20 protein-coding genes are annotated in these 25,903 nt (G+C 43.9%); 7 read left to right on the top strand and 13 right to left on the bottom strand.

The features are described 5' to 3' along the window. From E0496_RS00900 to E0496_RS00885, 4 genes are all read left to right on the top strand, one after another. On the top strand, positions 1 to 602 hold a 602-nt coding region (locus tag E0496_RS00900; RefSeq protein ID WP_141499746.1), incomplete at its 5' end, for a carbohydrate ABC transporter permease. A gap of 27 nt (positions 603 to 629) precedes the next feature. Continuing rightward, a complete protein-coding gene (locus E0496_RS00895) occupies positions 630 to 3,710 on the top strand; it encodes a glycosyl hydrolase (protein WP_141499745.1) in 3,081 nt (1,026 codons plus the stop codon). An 11-nt stretch (positions 3,711 to 3,721) separates the two neighbouring features. Beyond that, entirely contained in the window at positions 3,722 to 6,379 is a 2,658-nt protein-coding gene (locus E0496_RS00890; RefSeq protein WP_141499744.1) for an alpha-L-rhamnosidase, read from the top strand. Positions 6,380 to 7,050: 671 nt separating this feature from the next. After that, on the top strand, positions 7,051 to 8,574 hold the full coding sequence (locus E0496_RS00885; protein WP_141499743.1) for a family 43 glycosylhydrolase: 1,524 nt from the start codon (positions 7,051 to 7,053) through the stop codon (positions 8,572 to 8,574). Between the two features lie 187 nt (positions 8,575 to 8,761). Here E0496_RS00885 and E0496_RS00880 read toward each other — a convergent pair whose 3' ends face one another. Continuing rightward, positions 8,762 to 10,315: a response regulator gene (locus E0496_RS00880; RefSeq protein ID WP_141499742.1), complete on the bottom strand. Its 1,554-nt coding sequence runs from the start codon at positions 10,313 to 10,315 to the stop codon at positions 8,762 to 8,764. Then, a complete protein-coding gene (locus E0496_RS00875; RefSeq protein ID WP_161601270.1) occupies positions 10,293 to 11,909 on the bottom strand; it encodes a sensor histidine kinase in 1,617 nt (538 codons plus the stop codon). The genes E0496_RS00880 and E0496_RS00875 overlap by 23 nt, the downstream gene beginning before the upstream one ends. A gap of 348 nt (positions 11,910 to 12,257) precedes the next feature. Between E0496_RS00875 and E0496_RS00870 the strand changes: the two genes are divergently transcribed. From E0496_RS00870 to E0496_RS00860, 3 genes are all read left to right on the top strand, one after another. Continuing rightward, complete coding sequence (locus E0496_RS00870) at positions 12,258 to 13,217, top strand: ABC transporter permease (RefSeq protein ID WP_141499740.1); 960 nt, start codon at positions 12,258 to 12,260, stop codon at positions 13,215 to 13,217. Between the two features lie 14 nt (positions 13,218 to 13,231). After that, complete coding sequence (locus E0496_RS00865; protein ID WP_141499739.1) at positions 13,232 to 14,122, top strand: carbohydrate ABC transporter permease; 891 nt, start codon at positions 13,232 to 13,234, stop codon at positions 14,120 to 14,122. Between the two features lie 64 nt (positions 14,123 to 14,186). Then, positions 14,187 to 15,821: an extracellular solute-binding protein gene (locus E0496_RS00860; protein ID WP_141499738.1), complete on the top strand. Its 1,635-nt coding sequence runs from the start codon at positions 14,187 to 14,189 to the stop codon at positions 15,819 to 15,821. A 247-nt stretch (positions 15,822 to 16,068) separates the two neighbouring features. On the opposite strand, the gene E0496_RS36375 is transcribed toward E0496_RS00860, so the two are convergent. From E0496_RS36375 to E0496_RS00805, 11 genes are all read right to left on the bottom strand, one after another. After that, positions 16,069 to 17,088, bottom strand: a complete 1,020-nt coding sequence (locus E0496_RS36375) for a hypothetical protein (protein WP_241674478.1) — start codon at positions 17,086 to 17,088, stop codon at positions 16,069 to 16,071. A gap of 94 nt (positions 17,089 to 17,182) precedes the next feature. After that, positions 17,183 to 19,003 carry a VirB4 family type IV secretion system protein gene (locus E0496_RS00850; RefSeq protein WP_141499737.1) on the bottom strand — a complete coding sequence of 607 codons (1,821 nt, stop codon included), beginning with the start codon at positions 19,001 to 19,003 and terminating at the stop codon, positions 17,183 to 17,185. 14 nt (positions 19,004 to 19,017) lie between these two features. Further along, positions 19,018 to 19,851, bottom strand: coding sequence for a C39 family peptidase (locus tag E0496_RS00845; RefSeq protein ID WP_141499736.1), 834 nt, complete (start codon positions 19,849 to 19,851; stop codon positions 19,018 to 19,020). A gap of 3 nt (positions 19,852 to 19,854) precedes the next feature. Continuing rightward, positions 19,855 to 20,529, bottom strand: coding sequence for a TraC-like domain-containing protein (locus tag E0496_RS00840; RefSeq protein ID WP_141499735.1), 675 nt, complete (start codon positions 20,527 to 20,529; stop codon positions 19,855 to 19,857). A gap of 22 nt (positions 20,530 to 20,551) precedes the next feature. Then, positions 20,552 to 22,273, bottom strand: a complete 1,722-nt coding sequence (locus E0496_RS00835) for a DUF8193 domain-containing protein (protein WP_141499734.1) — start codon at positions 22,271 to 22,273, stop codon at positions 20,552 to 20,554. Positions 22,274 to 22,341: 68 nt separating this feature from the next. Continuing rightward, complete coding sequence (locus E0496_RS00830) at positions 22,342 to 22,962, bottom strand: DUF6550 family protein (protein WP_141499733.1); 621 nt, start codon at positions 22,960 to 22,962, stop codon at positions 22,342 to 22,344. Between the two features lie 113 nt (positions 22,963 to 23,075). Then, complete coding sequence (locus E0496_RS00825; protein WP_141499732.1) at positions 23,076 to 23,615, bottom strand: hypothetical protein; 540 nt, start codon at positions 23,613 to 23,615, stop codon at positions 23,076 to 23,078. Further along, the gene (locus E0496_RS00820) at positions 23,612 to 24,004 is read right to left on the bottom strand and encodes a DUF4320 family protein (protein WP_141499731.1); all 393 of its coding nucleotides are present in this window, start codon (positions 24,002 to 24,004) and stop codon (positions 23,612 to 23,614) included. Before E0496_RS00820 ends, E0496_RS00825 begins: the two co-directional genes overlap by 4 nt. 36 nt (positions 24,005 to 24,040) lie before the next feature. Continuing rightward, positions 24,041 to 24,913 carry a secretion protein F gene (locus tag E0496_RS00815; RefSeq protein ID WP_141499730.1) on the bottom strand — a complete coding sequence of 291 codons (873 nt, stop codon included), beginning with the start codon at positions 24,911 to 24,913 and terminating at the stop codon, positions 24,041 to 24,043. Positions 24,914 to 24,930: 17 nt separating this feature from the next. Continuing rightward, positions 24,931 to 25,680 carry a JAB domain-containing protein gene (locus E0496_RS00810; RefSeq protein ID WP_141499729.1) on the bottom strand — a complete coding sequence of 250 codons (750 nt, stop codon included), beginning with the start codon at positions 25,678 to 25,680 and terminating at the stop codon, positions 24,931 to 24,933. Continuing rightward, positions 25,658 to 25,891, bottom strand: coding sequence for a hypothetical protein (locus tag E0496_RS00805; protein WP_141499728.1), 234 nt, complete (start codon positions 25,889 to 25,891; stop codon positions 25,658 to 25,660). Before E0496_RS00805 ends, E0496_RS00810 begins: the two co-directional genes overlap by 23 nt. Positions 25,892 to 25,903 lie beyond the last annotated feature (12 nt).

Raw genomic sequence — 25,903 nt, 5'->3', positions numbered from 1 at the left:
TAGCTGCTTATCCTTTGTCTAAATCGAATTTGAAATTTCGTTCTAGAACGATTTATTCCTGGTATTTTGTTGTCACTATGATCTTTAACGGAGGGTTGATTCCGACCTTTATGGTCGTCAAAGAGACAGGACTTATGGATTCCATTTGGGCGCTCGTTATTCCATCCGCCGTCAATGTATTCAATATCGTGCTCATGCTCAATTTCTTTCGTACGCAGCCAATTGAGCTGGAGGAATCGGCTCAAATGGACGGAGCTGGCGTATGGCGAACGCTATGGAGCATCTATTTGCCGATCTCCAAGCCTTCTTTGGCTACGATCGCATTGTTTACCATTATTTTTCATTGGAATTCCTGGTTTGATGGCATGATTTATATGAATTCACCTTCCAACTATCCGCTGCAAACGTATTTAAGGACGGTCATCGTCGCTAGAGATTTAACGAATATGAATGCGAGCGATCTGTCGTTGATCGCCAATATTTCCAATCGGACGGTGCTCGCGGCACAGTTGTTTGTCTCCATGCTGCCGGTACTCTGTATTTATCCTTTCCTGCAAAAATACTTTGTTAAAGGCCTTGTTCTGGGAAGCGTGAAAGGCTAGCCAATTTTACAACGATAGAGGTGTAAGATGAAACGGAACGAATTGAAAAAAGCATTTCAGAATCCGGGTATCGACTATCGGGCGGTACCTTTCTGGGCTTGGAACGACGAGCTGAAGCAGGAGGAATTGGACCGTCAGATCGAGGGGTTTCAAGCGCAGGGGATGGGCGGATTTATGATGCATGTTCGCGAAGGTCTTGAGACGCCTTATCTCAGTGAGACATTTATGGATCGTGTAAAAGCGAGCGTCGCTAAAGCGAAGGCAACCGGCATTAAGGCATGGTTGTATGATGAGGACCGCTATTCCTCAGGCATGGGAGGAGGTCTGGTTCCGCGGCTTGGCGGCGATGCTGTGCGAGCTAAGGCGCTAGTGCTGCATATTTGCCGTGAATATCGTCTAGGCGCTGACCTCCGTTTTGTTTACCGAGCCATCATAAAGGGCAACCATCTTCACAAGTTGACACAGCTATCCTTGGATGAGCCTAGCGAGCCACTTCATGAAGAGAACGAGATTTATCTCGTGTTCGAGCAGCAGATTGCTGCCAAAAACGACTGGTGCCATGGCGATACGTACACTGATTTGATGAATCCGGAAACGACACGCTTGTTTATTGAAACCAATTATGAGCCCTATCGCCAAGTCGTTGGTGAAGAGTTCGGTACAACGATTCCTGGCATTTTTACGGATGAGCCAACGGTAAAAGGCTTTTCAGAGCGTTTGAATGACCCAGAGCTGACCTGGATGGCCTGGAGTGAAGTGTTGGAGCAATCCTTTGAGCAAGGACGGGGATATCCAATCGGCCAACTGCTCCCCTTTCTTTTTTTTCAAGGTGAGAGCTCCGCGCAGATCAGGCATGATTACTGGCTCACGATAACAGAAACGTTTAGCGAATCGTATACGAAGCAAATTGGCGATTGGTGCACTGAGCAAGGCATCCAGTTCACTGGACATTTTCATTCAGAGAGCAGTCTAATCGGCTCTACCTTAAATAGCGGAGCGGTCATGCCGCATTATAGGTATCTGGATATTCCCGGTGTCGATACGTTATGCGAGCAAACCAATGAGCATCTTACGATGAAGCAGGTATCCAGTGTGGCAAACCAGCTAGGAAAAAAGAGAGTCATAACGGAAACTTATGGTGTGACGGGCTGGGACCTCACCTTCGAGACTCGCAGATGGATTGGCGATTGGCAATTTGCGCTGGGTGTCAATGTATTGACGCATCATTTATCCTGGTATTCGCTGCGCGGGTGCCGAAAGCGCGATTATCCGCCATCCTTTAATTATCATACGAACTGGTGGGAGCATAACCGCGGCATGGAGGATTATTATGCCAGATTAAGCGCTGTGCTGAGTGAAGGCAAGCTTACTCGTAATTTATTAGTTATTCATCCGGCCACATCGGTGTGGACGAGGCTGGGGCATGATGTGAAGATAGAAGAATGGAAAAATAGTGCAGGCAACGAGCAAGAGCTTCAAAAATATGACCGTGAATTCAATCATTTTGTGAATTGGCTCGTCCAGCTTCACCATGATTATGATCTTGGTGATGAGCTTATAATGAAGGAATTCGGCAAGGTGAATGGAGACAGCATTGTTGTAGGCGAGTGCGGCTACAGCTTTGTCGTGCTGCCCTCGCTAATGAATTTATTATCCTCTACCGTTGAATTGCTGCTTACGTTTATGGATAATGGAGGAAAAGTAGCTTCCTATGGAGAACAGCCTTCGCTAATCGATGGTAAAAAGTCAGGCAAACTGGCTGCGCTGCTGAGTCATGAGCGATATTCTATGGTAGCGGATTTGAAGGAATTGGAGCGGATACTCGGCAATGAAACCAAACGTTCTATTCGTATTCAGGAGCATCATGGAGCGGAAGCTACTACCTTTATTCATATGCATCGTACTCTTGAGAAGCAAGCGATTGCTTTTATCGTCAATAACGATCGTAAAAGAGGCTTTGAGGTTCAAATTGAACTAGAAGGCGGCAGCTACTTGCAGGAGTGGGATGCTTGGACGGGCAAGATCAAAACGATAGAAACCGAAGCGACCGAGCAAGGGGTAAGCTTTCGAGCTTCTTTTGGCCCCGCTGATTCGAAGCTGTATGTTTTATTTACGGAACAACCAGAGGGGGATGCTGGGCAAATGAAGACGCTTCCAGCCAGCAAGTCGGAAATTCGTTTGGAGCCAGTGGCCTTCGAGCGCACAGCGCCAAATGCGTTGATACTAGATCAATGTCAGTATCGCTTCGGAGAAGAGCATTGGTCAGAGACAATGGAAGTCTGGAGAGCACAGCGACAAATCCGGGAACAGCTTGGGATGCGGCAGGTATTTCATTCCGGAAATTTGCAGCGCTATTTCTGGATTCAGGAGCCTCATCCGGGAAATGGAACGCCAATCTCGCTTCGCTTTACCTTTGTTGTAACTGATTTGCCAAGCAGCGATGTGTTTTTTGTGTTCGAGGATGCGGAACGCTTTAGCTTTATTCTGAACGGCAAGGAAGTGCAGGTAGAAACCGAAGGCTATTATTTGGATATCAGCATGAAGAAGATTAGGCTGCCCGCGCTTGCACAAGGGGTAAACACAGTAGACGTTCTAATTTCATATCAGAATGATATGGAGCTTGAGAATGGTTATCTTATCGGAGACTTTGCTGTTAATGAGCATAGAAAGCTAATTAAGGAGCCATTAAAGCTAGCTTATGGAGATTGGCGAAGCCAAGGCTATCCTTATTATTGCGGGAGTATGAAGTACTTTTATGAGATGGAATGGCAGCCGGGGCATAGCACAGGATACAGACTGGAGCTTGGTCATTATGAAGCTGTTCTGCTTGATGTGAAGGTGAATGAAGCTGAAGGAAAAACGATTCCTTGGCGCAGCGAAGCGTTTGTAGAGTTGGATAACATACTGAACCCTGGCTTGAACTCCATAGCCATCGAAGTCGTGGGCAGTCCGCGCAATTTGTTTGGCCCACTCCATCAGGCCGATCCTCAGCCAAACTGGATGGATTGGTGGTCATTCCATCCAGAGGAAGGGGATTATACGCCTCGATATCAGGGTAAGCCCTATGGACTTATGGAAACGCCAAAGCTAATGTATGATCTAAAATAATCATCAGGAGAGTGAGCATCATTCGGCCTATTCACTTGCAAATTAAAAACTATGACTCCCCTCTGGCAATTGATACGGATTGTCCAATCTTTGCTTGGCAGTTGAAGAGCGAGAATCGCGGAGAACGGCAAACAAGCTACCGAATTGTGGTTGCTGAAACGGAAGAGAACTTATCAAATGAAGCGGAATTATGCTGGGACAGCGGAAAAGTGGGTTCCTCCGAGCAGTTGAATATACGTTACTCGGGGCAACAACTCCAGAGTCTTACCGTTTATTACTGGAAAGTAGCGGTTTGGGATCAAGCGGACAAGCAGGTATGGAGCGAACAGCAAATACTGTTGACAGGGTACCTGCATGAAACGGATTGGAAAGCAAAGTGGATCGGTAGCGGAAGAAAGCAGCCCTTTTATGCCCGTCATGAATTTCAAGTAGTAAAGCAGGTCAAACGGGCATATGCTGTCGTATCCGGGTTGGGCCATTTTAAGTTGTTTATGAATGGGAGCAAAGTAGGCAACCATGAAATGGACCCCGGTTGGACGAATTATCACAAGTCCGTGCAATATGTGTGCTTTGATGTAACAGATCACATCTGCACGGGAACCAATGTCATTGGATTGTCAGTAGGCAATGGCTTCTATGCGGGAGATGCGGGTGGAAGGCATTTCTATACGATAGGGAAAGGTTACGAAGCATTTGGAGAGAACCTGCTCGCCATTGGAAAATGGCATATCGAATATGTGGACGGCTCCAAAGCGCTCATCCTTACGGATACCGACTACTGGAGTGTTAGAGATAGTGCAACGACGCTTGCGAATGTGTACGGTTCTGAAAATTTTGATGCAAGACGTTACCCAGTAGGCTGGTATAATGCTCCGTTTGATGCTGCTAATTGGGAACAGGCAGTGGTGCTGGCAGCTCCTTCAGGCAGACTGGTCCGCCAAAATCAACCTCCGATAACCGTCCAAAAAATATATGACACCATTGGAATTGAAGAACCGCTTGAACAGGTTTATGTCTATGATCTTGGTCAGAACATGTCCGGTATGTTTGAGATCCATGTGAGCGGGCCGGCAGGCAGCAAAGTGACAATCAAGCCAGGCGAGCTGCGGAATAAGGATAATACAGTTGCTACCCCATGGGATATTGTTACTTTTTCCGAATATACCCTTGCTGGTACAGGTGATATCGAGATATGGAAGCCTGATTTTTCCTGCTATGGAGCCAGATGGGTGCAAATCGAAGGCTGCACGCGTGATGGCGCAGATCCTGCTAAGCCAGTTATTCACGATGTTAAAGGTTACTTTGTCACATCTGCCGCAAAAAAGGTTGGCGAACTGGAGGCAGATGATCCGCGGATCACACAGCTTGCTCAAATTATTTTGAAAGCGATTGAGAGTAATTTGCAGAGCGTGCATTCGGATTGTCCGACGATTGAGAAGCTGGGCTGGGTAGAGACGGCTAGTCTGATGGGACCCTCCATTATGTACGTTAAGCAGGTAGAAGAGCTCTGGTTGAAAATTACACGCGATATGATGGAGGCTCAGACAGATAAGGGGCTCATCCCAGATATTGCGCCTGAGTATTCAAGATTTGAGGATGGGTTCCGTGATTCCATCGCATGGGGAAGCGCGGTCATCTTCGTACCGGAGCTGCTATTACAGACGTACGGAAACAGGACCGCTATAGTTGAGGCATATCCGGCTATGAAGGCTTATATGGCTTACTTGCATACCAAAGAAATTCATGGCGGATTCATTGGACATGGTTTAGGCGATTGGGGCATTGCACCGCAGACAGGCGGAGATTATGTTGAGAATGTAGAAACCGCCTTCTATTACGAAGCCTTCCGCTTGATGGCAAAGTATGCTCTAATGCTGGGATATAGTGAGGACCATGTGCATTACGAGGAAAAAGCGAAGCGAATTAAACAGCTTTATAATGAACGGCTGCTTAGGCAAGTGCCTGGAGAGACCCGGTACGCCTATTGCAAGTTGAATGGTGAATATGACCCTGAAAACCAAGTCATGCAAGCGATGCCGCTTTATTTTGGCATGGTGCCGGAGGAGCAGCTCCCAGATATAGAGAATGCATTGCTTCAGGCGGCAGCGAGCCATCAATTACGTTCGGGAGAGATTGGACTTCGTTATTTGTTTGGCGCATTAGCTAAAATAAAACGCAACGATATCGTTTTCGATATGATGATGCAGCCGGAGCATCCGAGCTATATCCGATTTGTAGAGCAAGGCGAAACGGCGTTGCCGGAATTTTGGACAGACGAATCCAGATCTCGTAATCATGACATGATGGGACATATCTTAGAGTGGCTATATAAGCATATGCTCGGTATTTCATCGATAAAGGATGCCTATCAAGAAATTGGGATTGCTCCAATTTGTATAGACAAGGTGCGCTCTGTGCGAGGAAGCTATCATTCCGTAAGAGGCATCATCCAAGTTGATTTCTCACATGGGCAAGATGGCGTGAGATTGCAGGTAAGCTTGCCAGCGAATACGTCAGGACAGGTTAAGATTCCGCTTGCTTCCACAAATGCTAAGGTGCTAGACGCAAGTACGATGATAGATTACGAAAGCGTTTGGGAAAATGACCAGCTTTATGGCGTCATAAAAATTAGTTCCGGCAGCTATACTTTCTATACCACAGAAGAGTAAGGAATATTTTTTCCTTATTAGTCATAAAAACTACGGGTTCAAGACAAGACTCTCCACTCCTATCCAAATCCTATAGTGCTCATCATGAGTAAGGGCCACCCTGTTGGGTGGCTTTATTATTATTGAATCAAATAAACTATAAAGGTTTAGTTTCAAATATAGTGAACGTATGCAAATTACAAAATTCCGGGTCGGAACGCTAATATTGAAGATGCTAAAGTGATTATTCTTTGCGAATGAACTCTTTGGAGCAAAATTCCCGCTCATTTCGAAAAATTTTGAAAAGACTAGATGTTCATTATCTAAATGCAAGTAGTAAACAATACATACCAGGTTAGTGCGCACCGCCAGTCTCAGTTTCTAATATAATGTTCAATAGAACTTTATATTGAAAGTATAAAGGGAAAAGGGAACGCTTTCACTCGAACCTGAAATGCGGGTAACGATTCTGAAACAATGATATTTTTTAGATTCCTTAAGTGGTTTATGATGAAAAAGCATCAATTGTAAGCGCTAACATAACGATGAAATGGAACCATAAGAAGGAGGGGGCATTATAAAGTGTAAAGTTAATTCGTGAAAAATTGCATCAAAATTGTAATACGATAGTCCCGGTTAATTTCGAAGATTAAACTTTCAAACCATTTACGAAGAGAGAGGTGTTTCGGAAAATGAGTAAAAGAAACGTTTTTAGATCATTGAAATTCACGTTGCTCTTGGTTTTTGCATCATTAATGCTGTCAACATTGTCAATTCCGCAAGCGAACGCGGCAAATGCGACCTTAACAAATGATATATTCTGGAAAGACACTTCAGGTAATCCGATCTATTCGCAAGGCGGCAATATTTTGAAAGTGGGAAATACGTATTACTGGTATGGAGTGAAGTACAACGGAGCTGTGACTTATTACAACAATCCGACTAACAAAAATGGTGACACTCAGTTTCTGGCAGTCACCTGTTATTCCTCTACAGATCTTGTAAATTGGACTTTCCGAGGTAATGTAATCACTGGTGCAACGGATGGATCTACATGGGATGTAGACTGGCTCGGTAGATTGGGCGTCGTGTACAACGAGAACACGCAGCAGTATGTACTGCTGACTCAATACACAGGACCGGAGGGCTCAGGAACTGCATTTGCTACTAGCAGTACGCCAACGGGAGCGTTTACTTTTCATCATGTTCAAACCTCTTTTCCTAATGTTGTAAACAATGCACCAGGTGACCAGTCGACCTTTGTCGATGATAACGGTAAAGCTTATCTGGTATTCAGTAACGTTAATGGCCGAAAGCATCTGTATGTAGCGGAACTAAGGCCTTCAGATTATCTAAACATAAATCCTCCAACATATCTATATACTAGTCAGGCAGGTGGACGGGAAGGCAATGCGATGTTTAAAAATAACGGTCTATATTATTTGTGCTCTTCCGACCTACATGGGTGGAATTCTTCCAAAACTTATTGTATTTCGTCAAGTTCCATTACAGGCCCTTATTCGTCTGAATTCGTAATGACTAACTCGGATAAAGATTACTCTCATGTGACGCAAACGGGGTTCTTCATTAAAGTTCAGGGAACAGCAGGCACGACTATACTCATGGCAGGAGACAGGTGGAGTAACTTTGCCGGGAACGGTCTTGGCTACAATCAATGGATGCCGATTACTTTCAACGGCACAACTCCCGTGCTGAACTCATTAAGCCAGTTCAATCTAGATTCAGCAGCAGGTACATGGAGTGTAGCACAAGGCAATAATTATGTAATGAATCCCAGCTATGAGGCAGATAGAATTGCCCTGTCAACACTTACTGGCTGGAACAACTGGACTAACGTTTCCGCTGATCCGAATTCAAACATTTCCCCTGGACGAACGGGGAAATATTCAATGAATCAATGGAGCTCCTCGGCTTATAACGCAAGTATGTATCAGTATATCAACTTACCTAATGGTACCTATACCCTGAAAGCCTGGGTGAGAAGCGGAGGAGGTCAGCCAACAGCTCACATTTACGTGAAAAACTACGGCGGTACGGAGAAAAATTATTCGATTAACAACTCAATTAGTTCTTGGACGGAAGTGACCATTCCGAATATCGTGGTCACGAATGGTTATGCAGAAATTGGGGTATTTAGTATTGCAAATGCCAATCAATGGCTGCGAGTGGACGATTGGTCTTTGACGAAAAGCTAGTGAAGTTGTTTCTTTAAACCTCTAGATTAAAGAAGAAAATGTAGTTAGTTAGAGGTCACGTTATGATACAATGTGAAAAACAGTAGGCTAATTCAAATATATCTATAAGTAACCCTCAACTCCACTATAAAGTGGAACTGAAGGTTACTTTTTTATATACATATTAGATATTATTTAAGATATGTTTCTAAATGTTGTCAGCACTCTTCCGGTATTCTTTTGGGGAAAATCCTGTATAGTTCTTGAATGCCCTAGAAAAGTGGTAAATATTATCATATCCAACCAGTGGAGCAACTTCGTTGATACGAATTGTAGGATCTTCGAGCAACTGTTTTGCCTTCTCCATTCTCTGCCTAGTAATATGTGCAGAAAACGTAATTCCAGTTTCCATTTTAAACCATGAGCTAAAATACGTATAATTCATGGAAATCAAATTGGAAACCTCAGCTAGAGTAACATCACCATATGGGTGTTCATCAATATATTGTTTGACGATGCTGATTGCTGATTTGGATCGAATACTAGACTGGCGTGTATTCTGCTTAATAGAATTTAGCTGCTTGAGGAGATATAGTCGAATTTCCTGAAGGGAATGAAGGCGGTTGAAATCATCATCGCGGAATATCATATGTGCTGGTAGTCTTTCACTATGCCACCTATACAACTCTGTTAGGATCATCAAATACATTTGGCGAATGGCAACTGTATCAATTGCTTTTAGCCGATTGACATGGAACCAGTCGTAGACCCCCTGTTTCACTTCTTCAATATTGAGCATTCGAATGTTTTCCATTAGTACATCAATCTCTTTGTTGTTAAGTGGGAATTGTATCTCTTTGCCTTTCGTATCTTCTTCGTCTAGGACGAATGAACCTTCATGCATAATACGATAAGAGATGATTTGTACAGCATTTTTATCTGCCTCATTTAAATTCAATAAGAGTTGCGGTTCACTTATGGAAGCCATGACGCGAGCACCGCTGACTTGAGTAAGGCGCTTCACTAGCGTTTCAAGAATGAACTTTAAATGTCCCGTAAGTACGCAATCGTTGTGATTAAACGCAATAGTGCCACCCTCTTTGTCAGCTTTTAGTGTGACCGCGTTAATCAACATACTTTCTCCGCTCTCGTTAATTAGGTTGTTAATCGTCTCTTGTATATTGTCCACGCTTGGAAAGTTTCTAAAGTCATTATAATCATACACGAACCTGCTTATACGCCAGCAGGCTTCTGGATATGTGGTTGAAAGCTTGTTCGTTAGAGACTGTTCCAAATCATTTCCATTAACTAGATTAATAAGCAATTGTTTAATATTGTCTTTAGGAGAGATGACAGAGGGTACACTGAATTTTTCAGCTTCACCATTCTTGTATAATTGAACTGCTTTATTCAATTGCAGTTCAAGATCAGATAGCCGAACGGGCTTAAGGAGATAGTCGACAATGCCATAATTAAACGCTTCCCTGACATAGGCATAATCTCCATAACCGCTAAGCACGATGAACTTCACCTCAGGATTTGTTTGTGAACACTCGCGAATAAGGGACAATCCATCCATATTCGGCATCCGGATATCCGAGATAACGATTCCTGGCTTAAGGTCGCGTAGAAGCTCCATCGCCTCCATGGCATTGCCTGCGAGTTCGATTCTGCCAATAGCAGGATGGGAAATACGAATAACTTTAGATTTAATTTCTTCGCGTATGAGCTCTTCATCATCAACAATTAAGAGATTTAGCATCAGAGAAATCCTCCTCTTCTTTCTGACATGGAACTGTAATCTCAGTTCGAGTGTAGGATCCTTCTACGCTCTCCATTCTAATTGCAGATTGGTTTCCATAAAAAAGTCTAAGCCGTTCATTAATATTTCCTAGAGCAATTCCTGTTCCCATACCTAGATGTAGTAAGGGGTGAATATCATCTTGACCTCGTTGGAAAAAGCGATTCAGTTCTAATAATCTCTCCGCTGGGACGCCGGCGCCATTATCCGTAATAATAATTACAATTTCTCCTAGATCATTCCATTTGACATCAAGTGAGATTGCTAATTCTTTACGGCCTGCCATACCGTGGATAATACTATTCTCAACCACTGGCTGCAGAATAAAACGAATTATTTGACGGTTAATTAATTGAGGACTGCATGTCCAATCCAGCTTAAGGTTCTCTGTATATTTTAATTTCTGAAGTTGAATGTAATTTATCACATGATTAATTTCTTCCTGTATGGTTACATACTCGGATTGATCGTTCATATTGTATCGCAGCATCTGTCCGAAATCAGCAAACGCGTCTGAGACGTCATATAATCCAGCTAGTTCAGTTTTGGCACTGAACAGGTTGATCGTATTATAGATGAAATGAGGATTGATCTGTGCCTGAAGTGCTCTCAGTTGTGCGTCTTTGTGTACCGTTTCCCTTTTGATCATGTCGTTGACCAAGGTGTTGATTTGATCAAGCAAAGTATTGAATTTCTCAGAAATCACTCCGATTTCATCATTTCTTTCCACTGGGATTTTTTCAATAAATCCAGTACGAATAGAATAATCCATAGCACGGATGCTGCCTTTAATTTTAACGAATGTCTTTTTTAGTAATTGATAGAACAGAAAAATAGATAAAATAATCGCTGTAATGAACGCTGCTGTAGTTAACAACTGATATGAATGCAGGGATCGAGGGAGACTTTTTGTCATTCCGACTGTTATAGCCAGGCGATTAATATGCTCCTGAACATAGAGTTTGCCATTCTGTTCGAATTGTTTATCAATTAATGAGTCCATTTCGGTTACTGATGAGTGAAAATCTTCCTCACTGCTATAAATCAAATGCTGGCCTGCCTCCATGACATAAACACCGGATCCGTCCACGGAAGACTCATCTAAGGTAGTAAGCAGGTTTTGTTTCAGAATCGTTACACGGGTGACGCCAAGAAATTCACCTTCCAAGGAAACAAGTTTCTGCAGGTAATCATATGATCCTTCTTCGGGAAGGGAGATCCAAATGGAACGTTTATCTGATTTAATAAAGGAATCATACCATTTTCTTCCTTGAACAATAGTATCATGATAGAAGCTCCCGAATCCTTCAGGTATGGAGTAATTATTCATGTATACTTTTATGCTTCTTATGTCTACCTGATTATACTGAAGACTATAAAATACAATCGGATTGATAAATTGAAAATACTCATCCATTGAGCCATTTTGATTTTCGAACGGTTCACTAAGAAAGTTATGCAAACGAGCATTATAGGTAATGCTCTGGCTAATACTTTCCACCAGACTTAGCTTTCCTTCCATTCCGTTTTTAAGGATGGAGAGCGTTTGCTTCATATTGACAGCCGTCTGTTCCTTCTGAAATGTCCTACTTTGAATATAGGAATGAACGGATAGAAGACAGAAGGGGAGAAGGATGAAAATAATGTAAGAGACGGTGAGTCTCTGCTTAATACTAAGATGATCCCATTTTCTAATTCGCATGATAGGGTCTCCAACTTCCACAAGATAGATTTACTGAAAGTATACAACGAAACGAAAGCGTTTTCACAGTAAACCTGAAATTAAGGTAACAATACTGAAACAATGATATTTTTCGGAGCTCTCATCTAGTCTATGATGTTAACAAGCTTGCAAGCGGTAACATCATCATGAAATGGAATGACAAGCAGGAAGGTGGAAAGAATGAACAATACAGTTAAGTCGACAAAAGGCGCCGAAAAGATTGAAATAAATTCGATTAGATGGTTTCGAATTATATCGCAATTTGAACTACAGAGCATGGTATGGCCGGGATTGATTTTTCTTTTTGTATTCGCTTACATCCCTATGTACGGCATTTTGATAGCTTTTAAGGATTATGACATGTTTCTTGGTGTTACGGGTTCTCCATGGGTAGGTTTCGATCATTTCGTCGAATTTTTCTTTGACCCAAATTTCTTCAGAGTCATGAGAAATACGCTGGCCATTAATGGATTGAACTTAATTATCGGATTTCCAGCCCCAATTATTTTCGCCCTGCTGCTGAATGAAATTTCCACCATGAAGTTCAAACGGTTTGTACAGACGATCTCTTATTTGCCTCATTTCGTCTCATGGGTTGTCTTTGGAGGGCTAATTCTCACGATTCTTTCGCCTTCAAATGGGATACTGAACTACTTGCTTATGCAGTTGGGTCTGATATCCGAGCCGATTAATTTTATTGGAGATGCAAATAATTTTTGGTACATTCTTGTCTCTGGCGAAGTGCTAAAGGGGCTTGGATGGGGAGCCATTATTTATATCGCGGCCATCTCTGGCGTAGATCAAGAAATGTATGAAGCGGCAACTATCGACGGTGCTGGTAGGCTGCAAAAGATGTGGTATGTTACGCTCCCTAGTATTATGGGGACGGTTGTCATCATGTTGATTTTTGCAATCAGCGCAATACTTAATACAGGATTCGAGCAAATTTTGGTACTACAGAACCCACTTAACTTGGATACAAGTGAGACAATTGATACCTACGTATACAAAACCGGTATACAGCAGATGCGATATTCATACTCAACGGCGGTTGGCGTTGCCAAATCAATAGTTGCGGTGCTGCTTCTGCTCAGTGCAAATTACTTTTCTAAAAAAATTACCAACCAAGGTTTATTCTAAAGGGGGGAACGTCGATGTCTGTAAAAAGCAGAGGGGAAATGGTGTTCTCCATATTTAACACAGTCGTTATGCTTATTATTATGTTTCTGACGGTAGCTCCATTTTGGTTTTCTCTGGTAGGCTCGCTGAACGAGGGATTGGACTATATGAGAGGCGGAGTCTACTTCTGGCCAAGGGAATTTACTTGGGGTAACTATATAGCCGTGTATTCTGACCCCTCCATCTACAGTGCCTATTTCGTAACGGCAGCACGAACCATATTGGGCACTGTACTACATGTCTTATTCACAGCGCTGGTTGCTTATGGCATATCAAGGCCTAACTTAAAAGGAAAATCAGTCTACATGATTTATATTATGTTGACCATGTTTTTCGCAGGTGGCCTAGTTCCTACTTATTTGCTCTATAGGGATCTAGGACTATTGGATAACTTTTTAGTCTTTATCATTCCGTCGATGTTCAGTGTGTGGGATCTCATGATTTTATTGTCATTCTTTCGTTCTATCCCAGAGTCGATAATAGAATCAGCAAAGATTGATGGTGCCGGGGAGTATCGAATCTTCTTACGATTTATTATTCCACTTGCGATGCCTGCGCTTGCAGCTATTTCGTTGTTCAATGGTGTTGGGCACTGGAATTCATATTTCGATTCCTTGATGTTTACGACATCCGAATCACTCCAGACAATCCAATTATTTCTCATGAGAGTTGTGACAGATGCCACTTTTGCCCAAGGCATGGGTGCGCAGGCTGCGCAACTCGTGCCGCAACAGGCTAAAAAAATCAGTCCAGAGACGCTTAAGCTTGCGATGATGATCGCAACTACAGCCCCGATATTGTTGATTTATCCCTTCCTGCAGCGCTTTTTCGTCAAAGGGATCATGATAGGATCAATCAAAGGTTAGTCTCCGCGAACTACGAAAGAAAGCGGATTAACAATATTGCTTACACATAAGGGGAGGAAAAAGAATGCGCAAGATGAGAAACTTAATGATAATGCTTCTGATTTTGGCCTTATTTACAATGTTAATGGCAGCATGCTCGGGAGGAAATGATAATTCGGATTCAATGGTTGGTAAAAATGAAACAAAGCAAGAGGAAGAAACTGCTGGAAATGTGGATACGAAAAAGCCGATAAAGATCAAATGGTTCGTGGCAGCAGACTGGTACTCCAAACAATGGGACGCTGAGAACGTTCTCGTCGATAAAATGGTTACAGATGCTACAGGTATTACCGTTGAATTCAGTACGGGGAATGAGGAAAAGTTGAGTGCGATGATTGCTTCCGGGAGTATTCCGGATGTTGTGACGGTATGGAATATCGCTCCTCAGAGGAAGATAATGGAGAAATCAGGTCTGGTCGTACCACTAGATGAATTGATTGCAAAATACACACCCGATTTCAAAGTTCCTCAGTCTATAAAGGAATGGTATGGGGATGAAAATGGTCACTTTTATGGGCTGCCTAACTTCTTCTATGCTAAAGAACAAATGCAGGAGGGTATTGATACGCTAGCGACTCATATTGATATGGTAGCCCGTAAGGACATTATGGAGCAAGTAGGTATTAGAGCCGAAGATTTCAAAACCAAACAAGGCACGATAGATGCCTTAAAGAAAGTAAAGGAAGCCGGCATTAAATATAATGGCTTTAACATCATTCCGTCCTATTTCGATCACCACAATCTCACGGAGTTTTTCGGTGCTTCTCCCGAATCGAAGGATGGTAATTGGCAGGACACGATTCGGACGCCGGAGTCACTAGAAGCATTTAAGTACCTAAACCAGTTATACAGGGAAGGTCTTTTACCACAGGATAGCTTGACGTTGACGGACGAACAGAAGGTTGAGAAAGTAGCCGCTGGGAGCGTCTTCGCTAAGACAGGATCGCTTCTTAAATGGGAGGCGCTTTATGCTAATGACAAAAATGCCGTTTACGTCCCGGTTGGACCGATAAAAGGTGATGCAGGAAATGAATTTAATTTTACACCTAGTCCACTTTCCGGATGGATGCTGTCGATGATCGGACGTGATAGCAAGTATCAAGATCGTATTGTTCAATTGTTCGAATATTTATCGACGGATGAAATGTCACTTAATATTTTTTATGGACCGAAAGGCGTTGCATGGGATTATGATGAGGACGGCAGGGTCAAATTGTCTGAGCAGCGCATTAAAGATTTCGAAGCTGATCCGGATGCAGCTAAACGTAAATATGGCAATGACACATTCGGGTGGTTATTAAACTGGGTGCCGATTAAGCGTACCTGGCCAGCTCCAAGCAATGAATTCGAAAAACTACAGGTTGAGCATGACAAATACTTTGAACAATTTGCTTATGATGATCTTGCATTCGAGGCCACGACCGTACAAGGTGGAACTACCGAAGCAGGTATTGAGGCAAAAGTTAAAGATTACCGTGCAAAAATGACAGCTAAAATTATACTTGCCAAGAATGAAGCAGAAGTAGAGAAGCTGTTCCAAGAGATGCCTGCGCAAGAGGATAAGCTTGGTTACCAGCAATTGTTTGATTATAAAAACAAGGCGTTCCAAGAAGTAAAAACGAAGCTGGGAATTAAGTTCGCTTGGCCTTCAAATCAATAAAAGCAACATATTAAAATACAATTCAGACAGGCGGAACTTCTGTTCCGCTCTGTTTGGTTGTCTGATTCTACTCATTAATTCAATTTTTAAGCGGTTAATTCAATTTTCTCATTTTGAATATTGGATGTGTAACTTGAAACATAGGAATTAACAATAAATAATAGACGTAGACAACCACACTCTCACTGGAATGTGGTCGTCTATTCTGGGCACAAAGCTTAATTGCATGTTTAGAGTGTTATCCCAGCTAGCAATAAATAGAAGTCTGTAGTAATGTTTCATGTAAGTTGTTGTTTGTTGTTATGTTAAACAAGTCATGTGAATTCTCTCCAAAAAGAATATCATGACGGATGTTGTTAATAAGATAATTTTTCAAATTCTCCGGCACGAATAATCCAATCGGTTGTACAGAGAGAGGGTTACATCGTTGTATAGCCCGATATAAATTTACCAATTCGTATGGCATGGCGGAACCGCAAAGTATTCTTAAATTAGCCGATTTAAAATCCTCTTGGATACGCTGCTCTCCAAGAACACCACAATCCAAAACAATGAAATTATAATCGTGATTTAACTCCTTTGTCATGTAAAAGTCGCTGCCTGCTAGTGTGTAAGCATTACCTGTCTTCTCTGGTTCAAACAACTGAATGATGTGAGCCAGGTGATTATTTGTATTTGCCTCCACGTAACAAGCAGTTCCACCGTGTGCATTAATCCAACAGACCAGATTCATTGCGGTTGTTGTTACACCAACCCGGCGGTCACACCCTGCAACTGCAATGATAAGGTTGGAGCAGGTAAAGTTATAGCGAACATTTTCTTCTTGAATATCCATCTGTGGCTCATTTTCGACGTGTTGAATGAATGCAGCAGGACTGAACCTCTGCATTCCATCCTCAGTAAAGCATTCTTGAAGTTCTTCCCGAATCGCTTTGATTTCTGTGGCGGTCACGATATTGTAAATACCAGCCTGCACCAACTGTGATATAAAAGGACTGCCTATAGGCAGTCCTTCTGCGATAATCAGCACACGCCTATCATATATCGTCAAATACGACAACAAGGCTTCGAGCAGTTCCGAATCGCTTTCTGTTATAGCATCCCGATCCAAAACCACATAATGTGCGTGAGCAAAGTGTCGCATATCTTTAATGACAAAGGATAGAAAGGAGAAGGAACCGGTTAACTTTTTCAAAGGTATCCCCTGTTGTTCTTCCAAAAAATCAAGCAAATTAATGCGGGCATTGCTGGTCAAATATAGAATCATGAACTATTCTCCTTCCAAGAGCAGCAAAATGATACCTGCAATGACCAGACCGATATAGAAGAAAAGCTCAATGAGCTGCTTCTTCTTGTCCATGTTAGCGTCCTCCCGCTGAACCCATATAAGCAAATTTGTATTCGGGAATTTCAAAGTGGACATGAAGTCGCTTGGAGCCAATCATAAGCAGAGCATGTTCCCGTTTTTTGCTGGCTAACAATTCTTCTTCGGCATCTGTCAAGTTGTACAAATCGCGTGTTTCCTGCAAATTCTTTCCGTCTGTTCCCATGAGAATTTTTATGCAAGGAATGTCAAGGAGCGCCTGCCCATACATTTTCACTTCTGGTGCAAGGAAATCCACGACACTGTGGGAGACGATAGCAAGCCCAGCTTCATATTTTCTAGAACGCTTCTCCACATTGCGAAGAAAGACAAGACTTTGCGGCACATGGGGATCAATCATAAGATAAGATTCATCACAGATGAGCAATACGCGTTCAGATCGATCTTGCGACATCTGCTCCCAGCACCAGGAAAGCAGGTTGAAATATTGGGTTCGTTTAATATGATCGGCTGTATTTTGCAGCGTATGAGTATCCAGACAAATACAGCGCGAGTAGGTTTGTACCGTGGTATGACCGTTCCATAAAAATGAGTCTCCACCATGTGCAATATCATAGAGAAGTAGTGCGAGTTCCTTATAGATGTCGTCTTTCAGCGTTGGTTCTTTCTCTTTGATTAGCGCATACAGGTCTGAAAAAATGGGGAAATCTAGAGGGGACAATGTGGAGATGTCTGTTGTCCATGTAATGCTGAATTGATGATACAATTCAATTAAGCACTGCTTGAGTACCGCTTTGTGCATCATGGATAATTCGGGTAAATAAAGATTGAAAAAAATCTCAAGATTCTTCAGATGCAGCGCCATATCCGACATACCGTAGCCCTCATCCTTATAAAGCGGATATTCTTCGTTCTCCTCATCTCGTGGAGCGGGTCGAATCTGCAACGGATTCATTTTGCCATTGGAGCCGCCGCCTGCATTAATCCAGTCCCCGTTGAGTTTGTGGCATAATTCCCGATACTCAGACTCCGGGTCGATAAATATCACTTTCGTGCCTGTCATATATTCGCTAAGCGCGATATGTTTGACGGCGGTAGACTTGCCCACACCAGCAATCCCCATAATGACGATGTTGGAATTTGTTCGATCTGCGCCGCGTAGCCAGGTATCAACAATAATCAGCCCACCTTGACTATCTTTGGCGAAATAGTAACCAGAGGCATCGCTGAAGCCGCTACTGGCAAAAGGAAAGCCGCCAACAAAGGTACTCATGGGAATAATCCGGTTTAATATCCCGCTAATCTCTTCATTAGCTGGATAGGTGGGGGACAGATGCTGTAATCCTTGCTTTTGGAGGTTAGGTAAGGAACGAATTTTACATTTCAGCATACTTAAGGTGTGTTCAGCGCGTCGGCAGATTCGGCTAAAGTTTTTCTCATCATCGGCTATAGGCATCAGCGCAATGTTCATCAGCCCCACCGTTTCACCATGCTGATCAATTTGCATCATAATACGCTCACCATCACTAGCCGCTTTTTCGGCTCTTTGTCGGGTAAGCGGATCTTTGGCGCTTTCAGCCGTGCTTCGATTCTGAACAATGGACTTGGAGATGGCCGAAATCAGCGCACTGTTATCTGTAGGCTCAAAACCGATAGATACAATGGTACTGGGAATATTCGTAATTTTGGACAACCATCCAATATCGACTTTTTGCGGATATTGAATGACACCATAAATCTTGCCGCTATTTTCGCCAAGCATCAGGCGATTCCGTTCAAATTCCAATCCAACAGGCGAGATTACGTTCAATAGAGAGGGGTTTATGGGAATATGAAATTGATCTTTAGAGGTAGACATCCAGTACTCAACTCCTATTCCTTGGATAAAATCCAAAAGGGACCGCCAGCAGCGGCATTCTCCCGTGCTTCGCGCACTATGAGCGACAAGTCCCATTCCTGTTGACTTCGCTTTTTGCTTGCAGAATCGGCAACTAATAGCTTTCCATCTTCTGTAACGCCTCGTAAAACTAGAAAATGCCCTGACGAGGTGAAATGGCCTTTGCTCATTATGGTAATGACCAGTTTTCCGCTACTCAGGGCATCTATTATTTTTTGAGAATCCTTTTTCTGTACGCCTTCGACTTGCAATCCAAAATGCTTGCCGCCTTCGGGTATTAGACTGTGGTAACTACCGTTTCCTTCTGCACGATATCCGTTTTGGTATGACCAATCGGACATCGACACGGGATCAATAAGCATATCCGTCAATGTGGACACGACCATTGCTAATGAAGTCGGACCGCACCCGGCTTCACCAATCGTACCGCTGATGCCATACATCGTATCGGCCCATCGGGAGTCCAATTGATTGTAGTACACGACCTCGGTGTGACCAGACTTTAAGTGAATTCCATCGTATTGCTGCCCTAAGCTCTCCTGATAGCCTTCTTCATCGGTTTGCAGCATTTGTGTAAAGCCGTAATCTGTACGAAGCTCATTTACATGTGTCAGTTCATCGGGTCGGAAATAGGTTGAAATCAGTTGAAAGGGAGAGGTCAGTATTTGCAGGATCATGGCAATCAGCAATAGAAAGGCAACAAGGGGGGCGATGACTAAAAAGAAAACACGCTTTCGAGCGTTTTTGTCAGTAGCAATTTTAACGGCTAATCGGGCTAGAAGCTTCGCGGTAGCAGGATCAACAGCCACTGGCTACACCTCGTTCCAAAAAGGGATCGAGGCTGAATATTCACTATCCTCCAGATGGGTGTAGCCAGGGTTATGAATCAAATTGCACAGCCGCACAATTTCCTGCTGCTTCAACACATGGGAATGTACATGACAATCATCCAAATGTTGAGCCAGCTTTTTAATTTGTTGTAGTGCATCACGCTCCCCGTCAGGCTCCAGTCTCTGCCAAACCGTCATATAAAACTGTCGCTCAACTACTTCGCCCGAAACCGCCAACGTATGCATTTCTGCGATTTCCTGCTTGAGCAATTCTTTTTGTTTAGGATCGTCGGTTTGAAGTAAACCTGTCAGTTGGGAAATAAGGGGGGAGATATCTACAGGGCGGCTGACTGCTAAAAATTTAAAGGGGGACTGAACAGTAGACAGCTCGGTTGTCAGCATGTTAATCAGTTGTTTTTTTTCATTGGAGCTGAGCAGATCAATACTGATTGGTGTGATTTTAAGAAAGCAAAGAACCCAGCCATCCAAGGTGTATAAGTAGTGTCCGCGAACATCTTTAACGTTGATGAAATGCTGCGCGGTTAGCTCGTGAGCCGGGGGTGATACATGTTTAATGCGTGAGCCTGTACGAAGATAAAAAAGAACTGCGCCTCCACCAATTAGGCAGAGGAACAGTACAATAATAGGTAGCAGCAAGGAGATGCCCACCCTTCTTTTGTTATTTTTTCGGGGAGATATGCCAATCCGAAAATAGATTACCTTTGATTTGTACGCGATCTGATACGTTGAGTTGAAGCATTCCATTTGGTGTCCAGGCATCAATAATGGTTGTATGTGGGATATAGCTGCCGTCAGGATACCAAATCGGTGTAAAATGGACACGTTGATTGTAGGTGGAATACGGATTTGGCTTGAGTTCAAAGGTAGCCTGGTTTACGCTCTGAAGTCGGTCATACAGTCGCCAGTACGTTTTATACTGAAATTCAGGGAAATAGGCGACGGCGTGTTGCGCGCCTTTAAAATGAGAGGAGGGGGCATTTGTAGTGAGGTTTGTGTTAACCTTCATCTGAATCCCGTAGCCGGATTTCATTTCTTGACCGATTGCAGTGGGTACTTTACGATCTGGCTGAATGGAATGAGCAGCGCTCAACGAAGCCTGATAACGGGAAAATTGATAGTCCCACCAGCCTTGATCCTCCCAATGTCCGTTATCCACCCAATATCCACCGCCATTCCCGGTTCCATACCATTGCCAGTTTGGAATCCATACCCAATTGGAATGCCAGCTTGCAGACCAAACTCCCCAGGAATCATTCGTCTTTTCTTTGTTTTTGGGTAGGCTTGGAATGGAGAAGGAATCATTGCGATCTTTAGCTGTTGGGTTGGGTGGCACATTCTGATTCAAGTCGACCAGTTTGGCAGTAATGCGTTGCTGACTCAGCACGCCTTCGCTTGCGCTGACTTGAATGGTGACAGTTTGTGGCTTGGAGGGAGTTCGCCATTTGAACCAAACGATTTGGCTGTCCCCCTCAGGAATGACGATATTCGTCACCGTGTATGAGCTGCCAAGTAAAGAGAAGGTGACACTTGCGGGTGCTTTTGGCGTAATCTCCCGACCAGTAGATAGAAAAACGGATGTAATGACTTCGGTGTCTGTACGATATTCATAGGCTGCTGTGCTCTCCATTGGTGGAGGCAATTCTGTAAAGCGGACGACTCCAAGTCCTAGCGAGGATATAATCTCCGAGTTGCTTACTCGTCCGTTAGTAGTGCCTGCCCATGCTGGAAAGCTCAGATCAGACTTCTCCAGAAACATTGAAAGGGGTAAATTTTGATGGGTTAAGCTGACCATTTTTGTTCGAAGTTCGCCACTTAGAATTTGGTCATATAGGGCGGCTTCGTGAGCGGTCATCGCCATATAGTTTCCTTGGAAGGTAATGTAGGTAATAGGTTCAAGCAGTAAGCGGTAATCACCGCTAGTGAGTGTTTCATAGCTTACTCCAAGGTCGTCTGCAATCATTTTTAAAGCGCCTTCGGAACAAAAGTATTGCTTTATGACCTCAATATTGATGTTCTCGCTACCGGAACTGATAATTTTAGGAAGTGCCATGGAGGGATTTTTGAATGTATAGCTGTTGTTGTGAGGAGTTAGAGGAGAGCCATTCCGATAATGAATTTTGCTAACCTTCCCAAAATGAAACATATTGCTGGGCATCGTTTTATTTGTATAGTCTAGCGATTGTGAAACTGCGATTTCATCTGAAGCGCGAACTACTGTGACCCGAACTCCTTCTTCACCAGGACGCCATTTGTTCTGCGATGTACCTGATCCCATACCGCCGCCGCCATTATCAATGTTTCCATCTCCCTCACTGAATACGGTGAAAGGGAAGCAAAACAGTAGAATCAAAATAGAAATTAGCGAGCCAACCTGCTTCATTTTTTTGTTCACCTCCAAAATAAAAAGAGGGCAACCGAAGTTGCTCTCCTGATATTTGTAATATTTAGTTAGTCCATTGTGCCGACTTGTTTGTCCCAATCGCCGTCAGAATTACTGATTTCTCCTTGGTTCGGCCCGCCTTGTTCTATCCAGCCAAACCCCGGCAAGTATACTTGACCCTTGTCATTCTTGTCTCCCGACTTCGGTTCTGTACTCTCTTTTTTATCAGGATTCGTTTCCTTCTGCGAATATGTTGGTGGCGTGGATGGATTTGGTTTTTCGGAAGGATTTGTTTCGGGCATAGGCTTTGGTGGTTCCGTAGCTTTTGGTTTTGATTTTGGTTTAGTAATGGGAACCTGCACTTGTTCGTTTTGTTTTTCAGGCTGAAGTATAGGCGTGGGTTTCTCGGTAGTGGTTGGCTTGTCCGATATTTCAGGAATAACTACAGGAGATGAAGGACTAGGAGAAGGTGAGGTTTCTGGCTGCTCTGATGCGACAGGCGTAGTAGTGGTAGGTTCTATTGTTTTCGGTTCAACGACGACAAGAGGGGGTGTTTCTATAACCGTAGGCTGTGGATCGGAACGTTTTTCTTCAGGTTTCATGGTTGTAAAAATGATGATAACAGCAGTGAGGCAGACCAAGGATACGCCAATGAGAAGCCAACGTTTATTTTTTGAAAAACCAGACATAGACTTCAACTCCTCTACGGATGATAGTGTAGAAAGGGGATGGAGCTAACATCGCTTATCTCTATTATATTGTATAAATCTGTAAATACCAACGAAAATCGCGTGCAAGAATGTCAAAATTTCGGGGTGTAACCTGCTTTGACGGTCAGTGTAGATTTCATGGGGGGAAGGTTTGTCCAACCGAAGGAAAGAGGAACTTCGAGCGTGAGTGTTACAGTGGCTTCAAACCTGGGCGCTTCAGCGGATGAAGAGGGAGCGAAGGGGGCGTTATGAATCAGGACCTGTAATTCAGAGATTGTAAATTCCTTGTTTAATCCTGCGAATTTGATATGATCCGAGCCTTTTGCTGTGAGTCCCAAGGTTTGATCAAGCCGCTCCAAGACATCCCCGGTAGTGACATGCTCTCTCCAGCCATTCGAGGCATTCAGCAAGTACCCGCCTGAATATCCTTCCCGAAGACCGTTATACACATGAGCGTAATTTTCCGTGGATACTGCTATGATGGAGCTTTGGACGGCATCCCGCACCCCACTGGCAATGATACTGAGCCTTAAATATTCATAAATGGCACACGATAGGAGCAGAATGACCAGTACAATGGCTACCGTCAAGGGGAATCCGCTACCGGCACGATTTTTCCAAATCCATTTCACTTCCAGTACACCTCGCTCTTGCCGCTAGCTTTGGCTGTTAGCTCAATCGGGAAGGAGCCGAAGTCGCCGAATAAGCCAATATTCACGGTTGTTTTCAGTGTAACCGTCACTTCCTCATTGATTTGAAGTTTTCCGGTTCTACTCCAGGCAATGGCGGGGTTCAGTCCCGTTTGAGCTTGTAGTTTTCCTGTCTGCTGCGTGGTTTCCTGCCCAACTCTGCCGGAAATTTCGGCCTCTCGCACTAGCTCTGTTGCAAAGGTGTCGAGCTGAGATTTGGTCATAAATACAGGCGTAACCTTGAGAACGAGCGCCATGCATAGCATAACGGCCAGCACCAGCACAACAACATCCAGATAGCCTTCGCCGCGTTTATTGGAGAGGTAGAACATCGCCTTGCTCCTTTCTTCATGGGATGAGATCCGAACCTAAAAGAGCTTTCCCATCGCCTTCATAATTTCCAAGCCCAAAATGACCATATACATGAGCATAAAACAGACCAGCATGTAGAAGGAATACTTGCGAATTTTCCCCGGACGTTTCCTGGCAATTAACTTGAGCTTCTGAATTTCCATCAGCTTGAAATCATGCGCCAGCCTATCAAAATAGACCCCGCCCTGGTCGCCGCGCATTACAGCGAGCAAGCCCCGAACCGTATCAGACAGCATGGTACTGCCAATGCGGGCTTCCAACCGCAGGAGCGCTGTCTCCTGATTACCGCTTTTCATGTCTGCAATGGTCATGTGCAATTCGCTTTGTAAGCCGCTGTCAGCATGTTTGGCGTAAACCTCAAGCATTCGAAGCACATCCCGCGAGGCCTTTAATTCCTGAGCAATGGTTGCGACAAACCGAGGTAACTCCATTTCAATTTGTTCTCGTTTCTTACGGACAATCGCATCGGCGGTTTGGGCTTCTTTGAAAAATACGGCGATAGAGAGAAACAAAAAAACAGGAAACAGCAATGGAAGCAGCGGAAGGAGGAGTAGGCCGCCACAACAAATGAGACCTGCCTTGACGATGGCCCCTGCTATATACGCTTCTGGTGTCGTTTGAATACCAGCAGAACGGAGCGTGGCGGCTGTTTTTCGTTTATAGTAGTCGCTTAACGGTAGTTTTCCTGCCAGCCAGGCAGATAATCGAAAAATAATGACTTGAAGGATGGACATTTTAAGCTTATCTTGTTTGGCAACCAGCAGTATTGCGCGGGTGGAGGCAAGTGTGGGCAGCTTGAGCCAGTTGGCGATCAAAAAATAGGAGCCGACTGCAAACAGCAAACTGAAGCCTAGCCATAATCCAATCATCTACGTAAACATCTCCTTTATCGCTCCCATTCGTCCGTGGAACATTCAGCTTCTGCATATGAAAGGAACAGTGGCGTGATCGAGTAAGTCGCGGCTGCTTCACTCGCTTTCCCATTGATTGGCTCATAGTTAGGCGAATGCTGCGCGGTTTTCGGCATTTGCCCCAATTCTGCGAGTGAAGCGAAGGTAGTTCCGCCAATGACGATATGATCCAGAACGCGGATGTTTAGGGGTTCAAAAATGGCTACCATTCGTTCGGTGAGCAACACGTCTTCAGGGGAGGGGGTTGGGATGCCGCTCGGATGATTATGAGCCATGATGATGGATGAGCTGTCACAATTAAGAGCAGCTTTCAAAATATTACGGGGATAGACAGGCGCTTCCGCTAAGCCACCCTCGGACATCACGCGTGTTTCGATAATTTGGTTTTTCTGATCCAGAAAGGCGACCATAAACCGTTCTCGATCCTTCAGCCCACTCAGATAGGCTAAAAAGTAGCCGCTTGCCTGTTCGGGGGTAGAGAGAGCTCTTTTGGTATTCCCTTCCTCCCACTGCAGAACACGATGCGATTGGAGGAAGGCATTGAGCTGCTCTACCTTGAGCAATTGCGCTGTTGTCAGTTCCAATGAATGCGGATGCTCCAGCGCATTCAGCAGATTGTTCTGCGTTCCGTATCGTTGCAGTTTCTTAATGGGAATGCCTGTTAGCCGATGGAGGGACTCAACAAAGTGAGCGGTGACTTGTTCATCTAACGAAGCCGGGAGCATCGGCTTCCCTCCTTTCCGGCGCAATGCTATGCAAAAGTTGCTTGACTACTTTTAAATGTTGGCGTAAGTCATTTGACAAAGGCCATTCCTCCAAACGTGCCCAAAAAACAACTGTTCCATGTTGTTGCAACAGTGTAGATACTTCATTACGTTCCTCAGGAGAAACTTCCAGTAACTCGCTCAGCAAATGAGCGGTTTCAGATGCAGACATATGATCGCTCCC

This window comes from Paenibacillus luteus (assembly GCF_006542765.1).
In the GTDB taxonomy this organism is placed as follows: Bacteria; Bacillota; Bacilli; order Paenibacillales; family Paenibacillaceae; genus Pristimantibacillus; species Pristimantibacillus luteus.
This window is presented reverse-complemented; position numbering and strand designations above follow the sequence as displayed.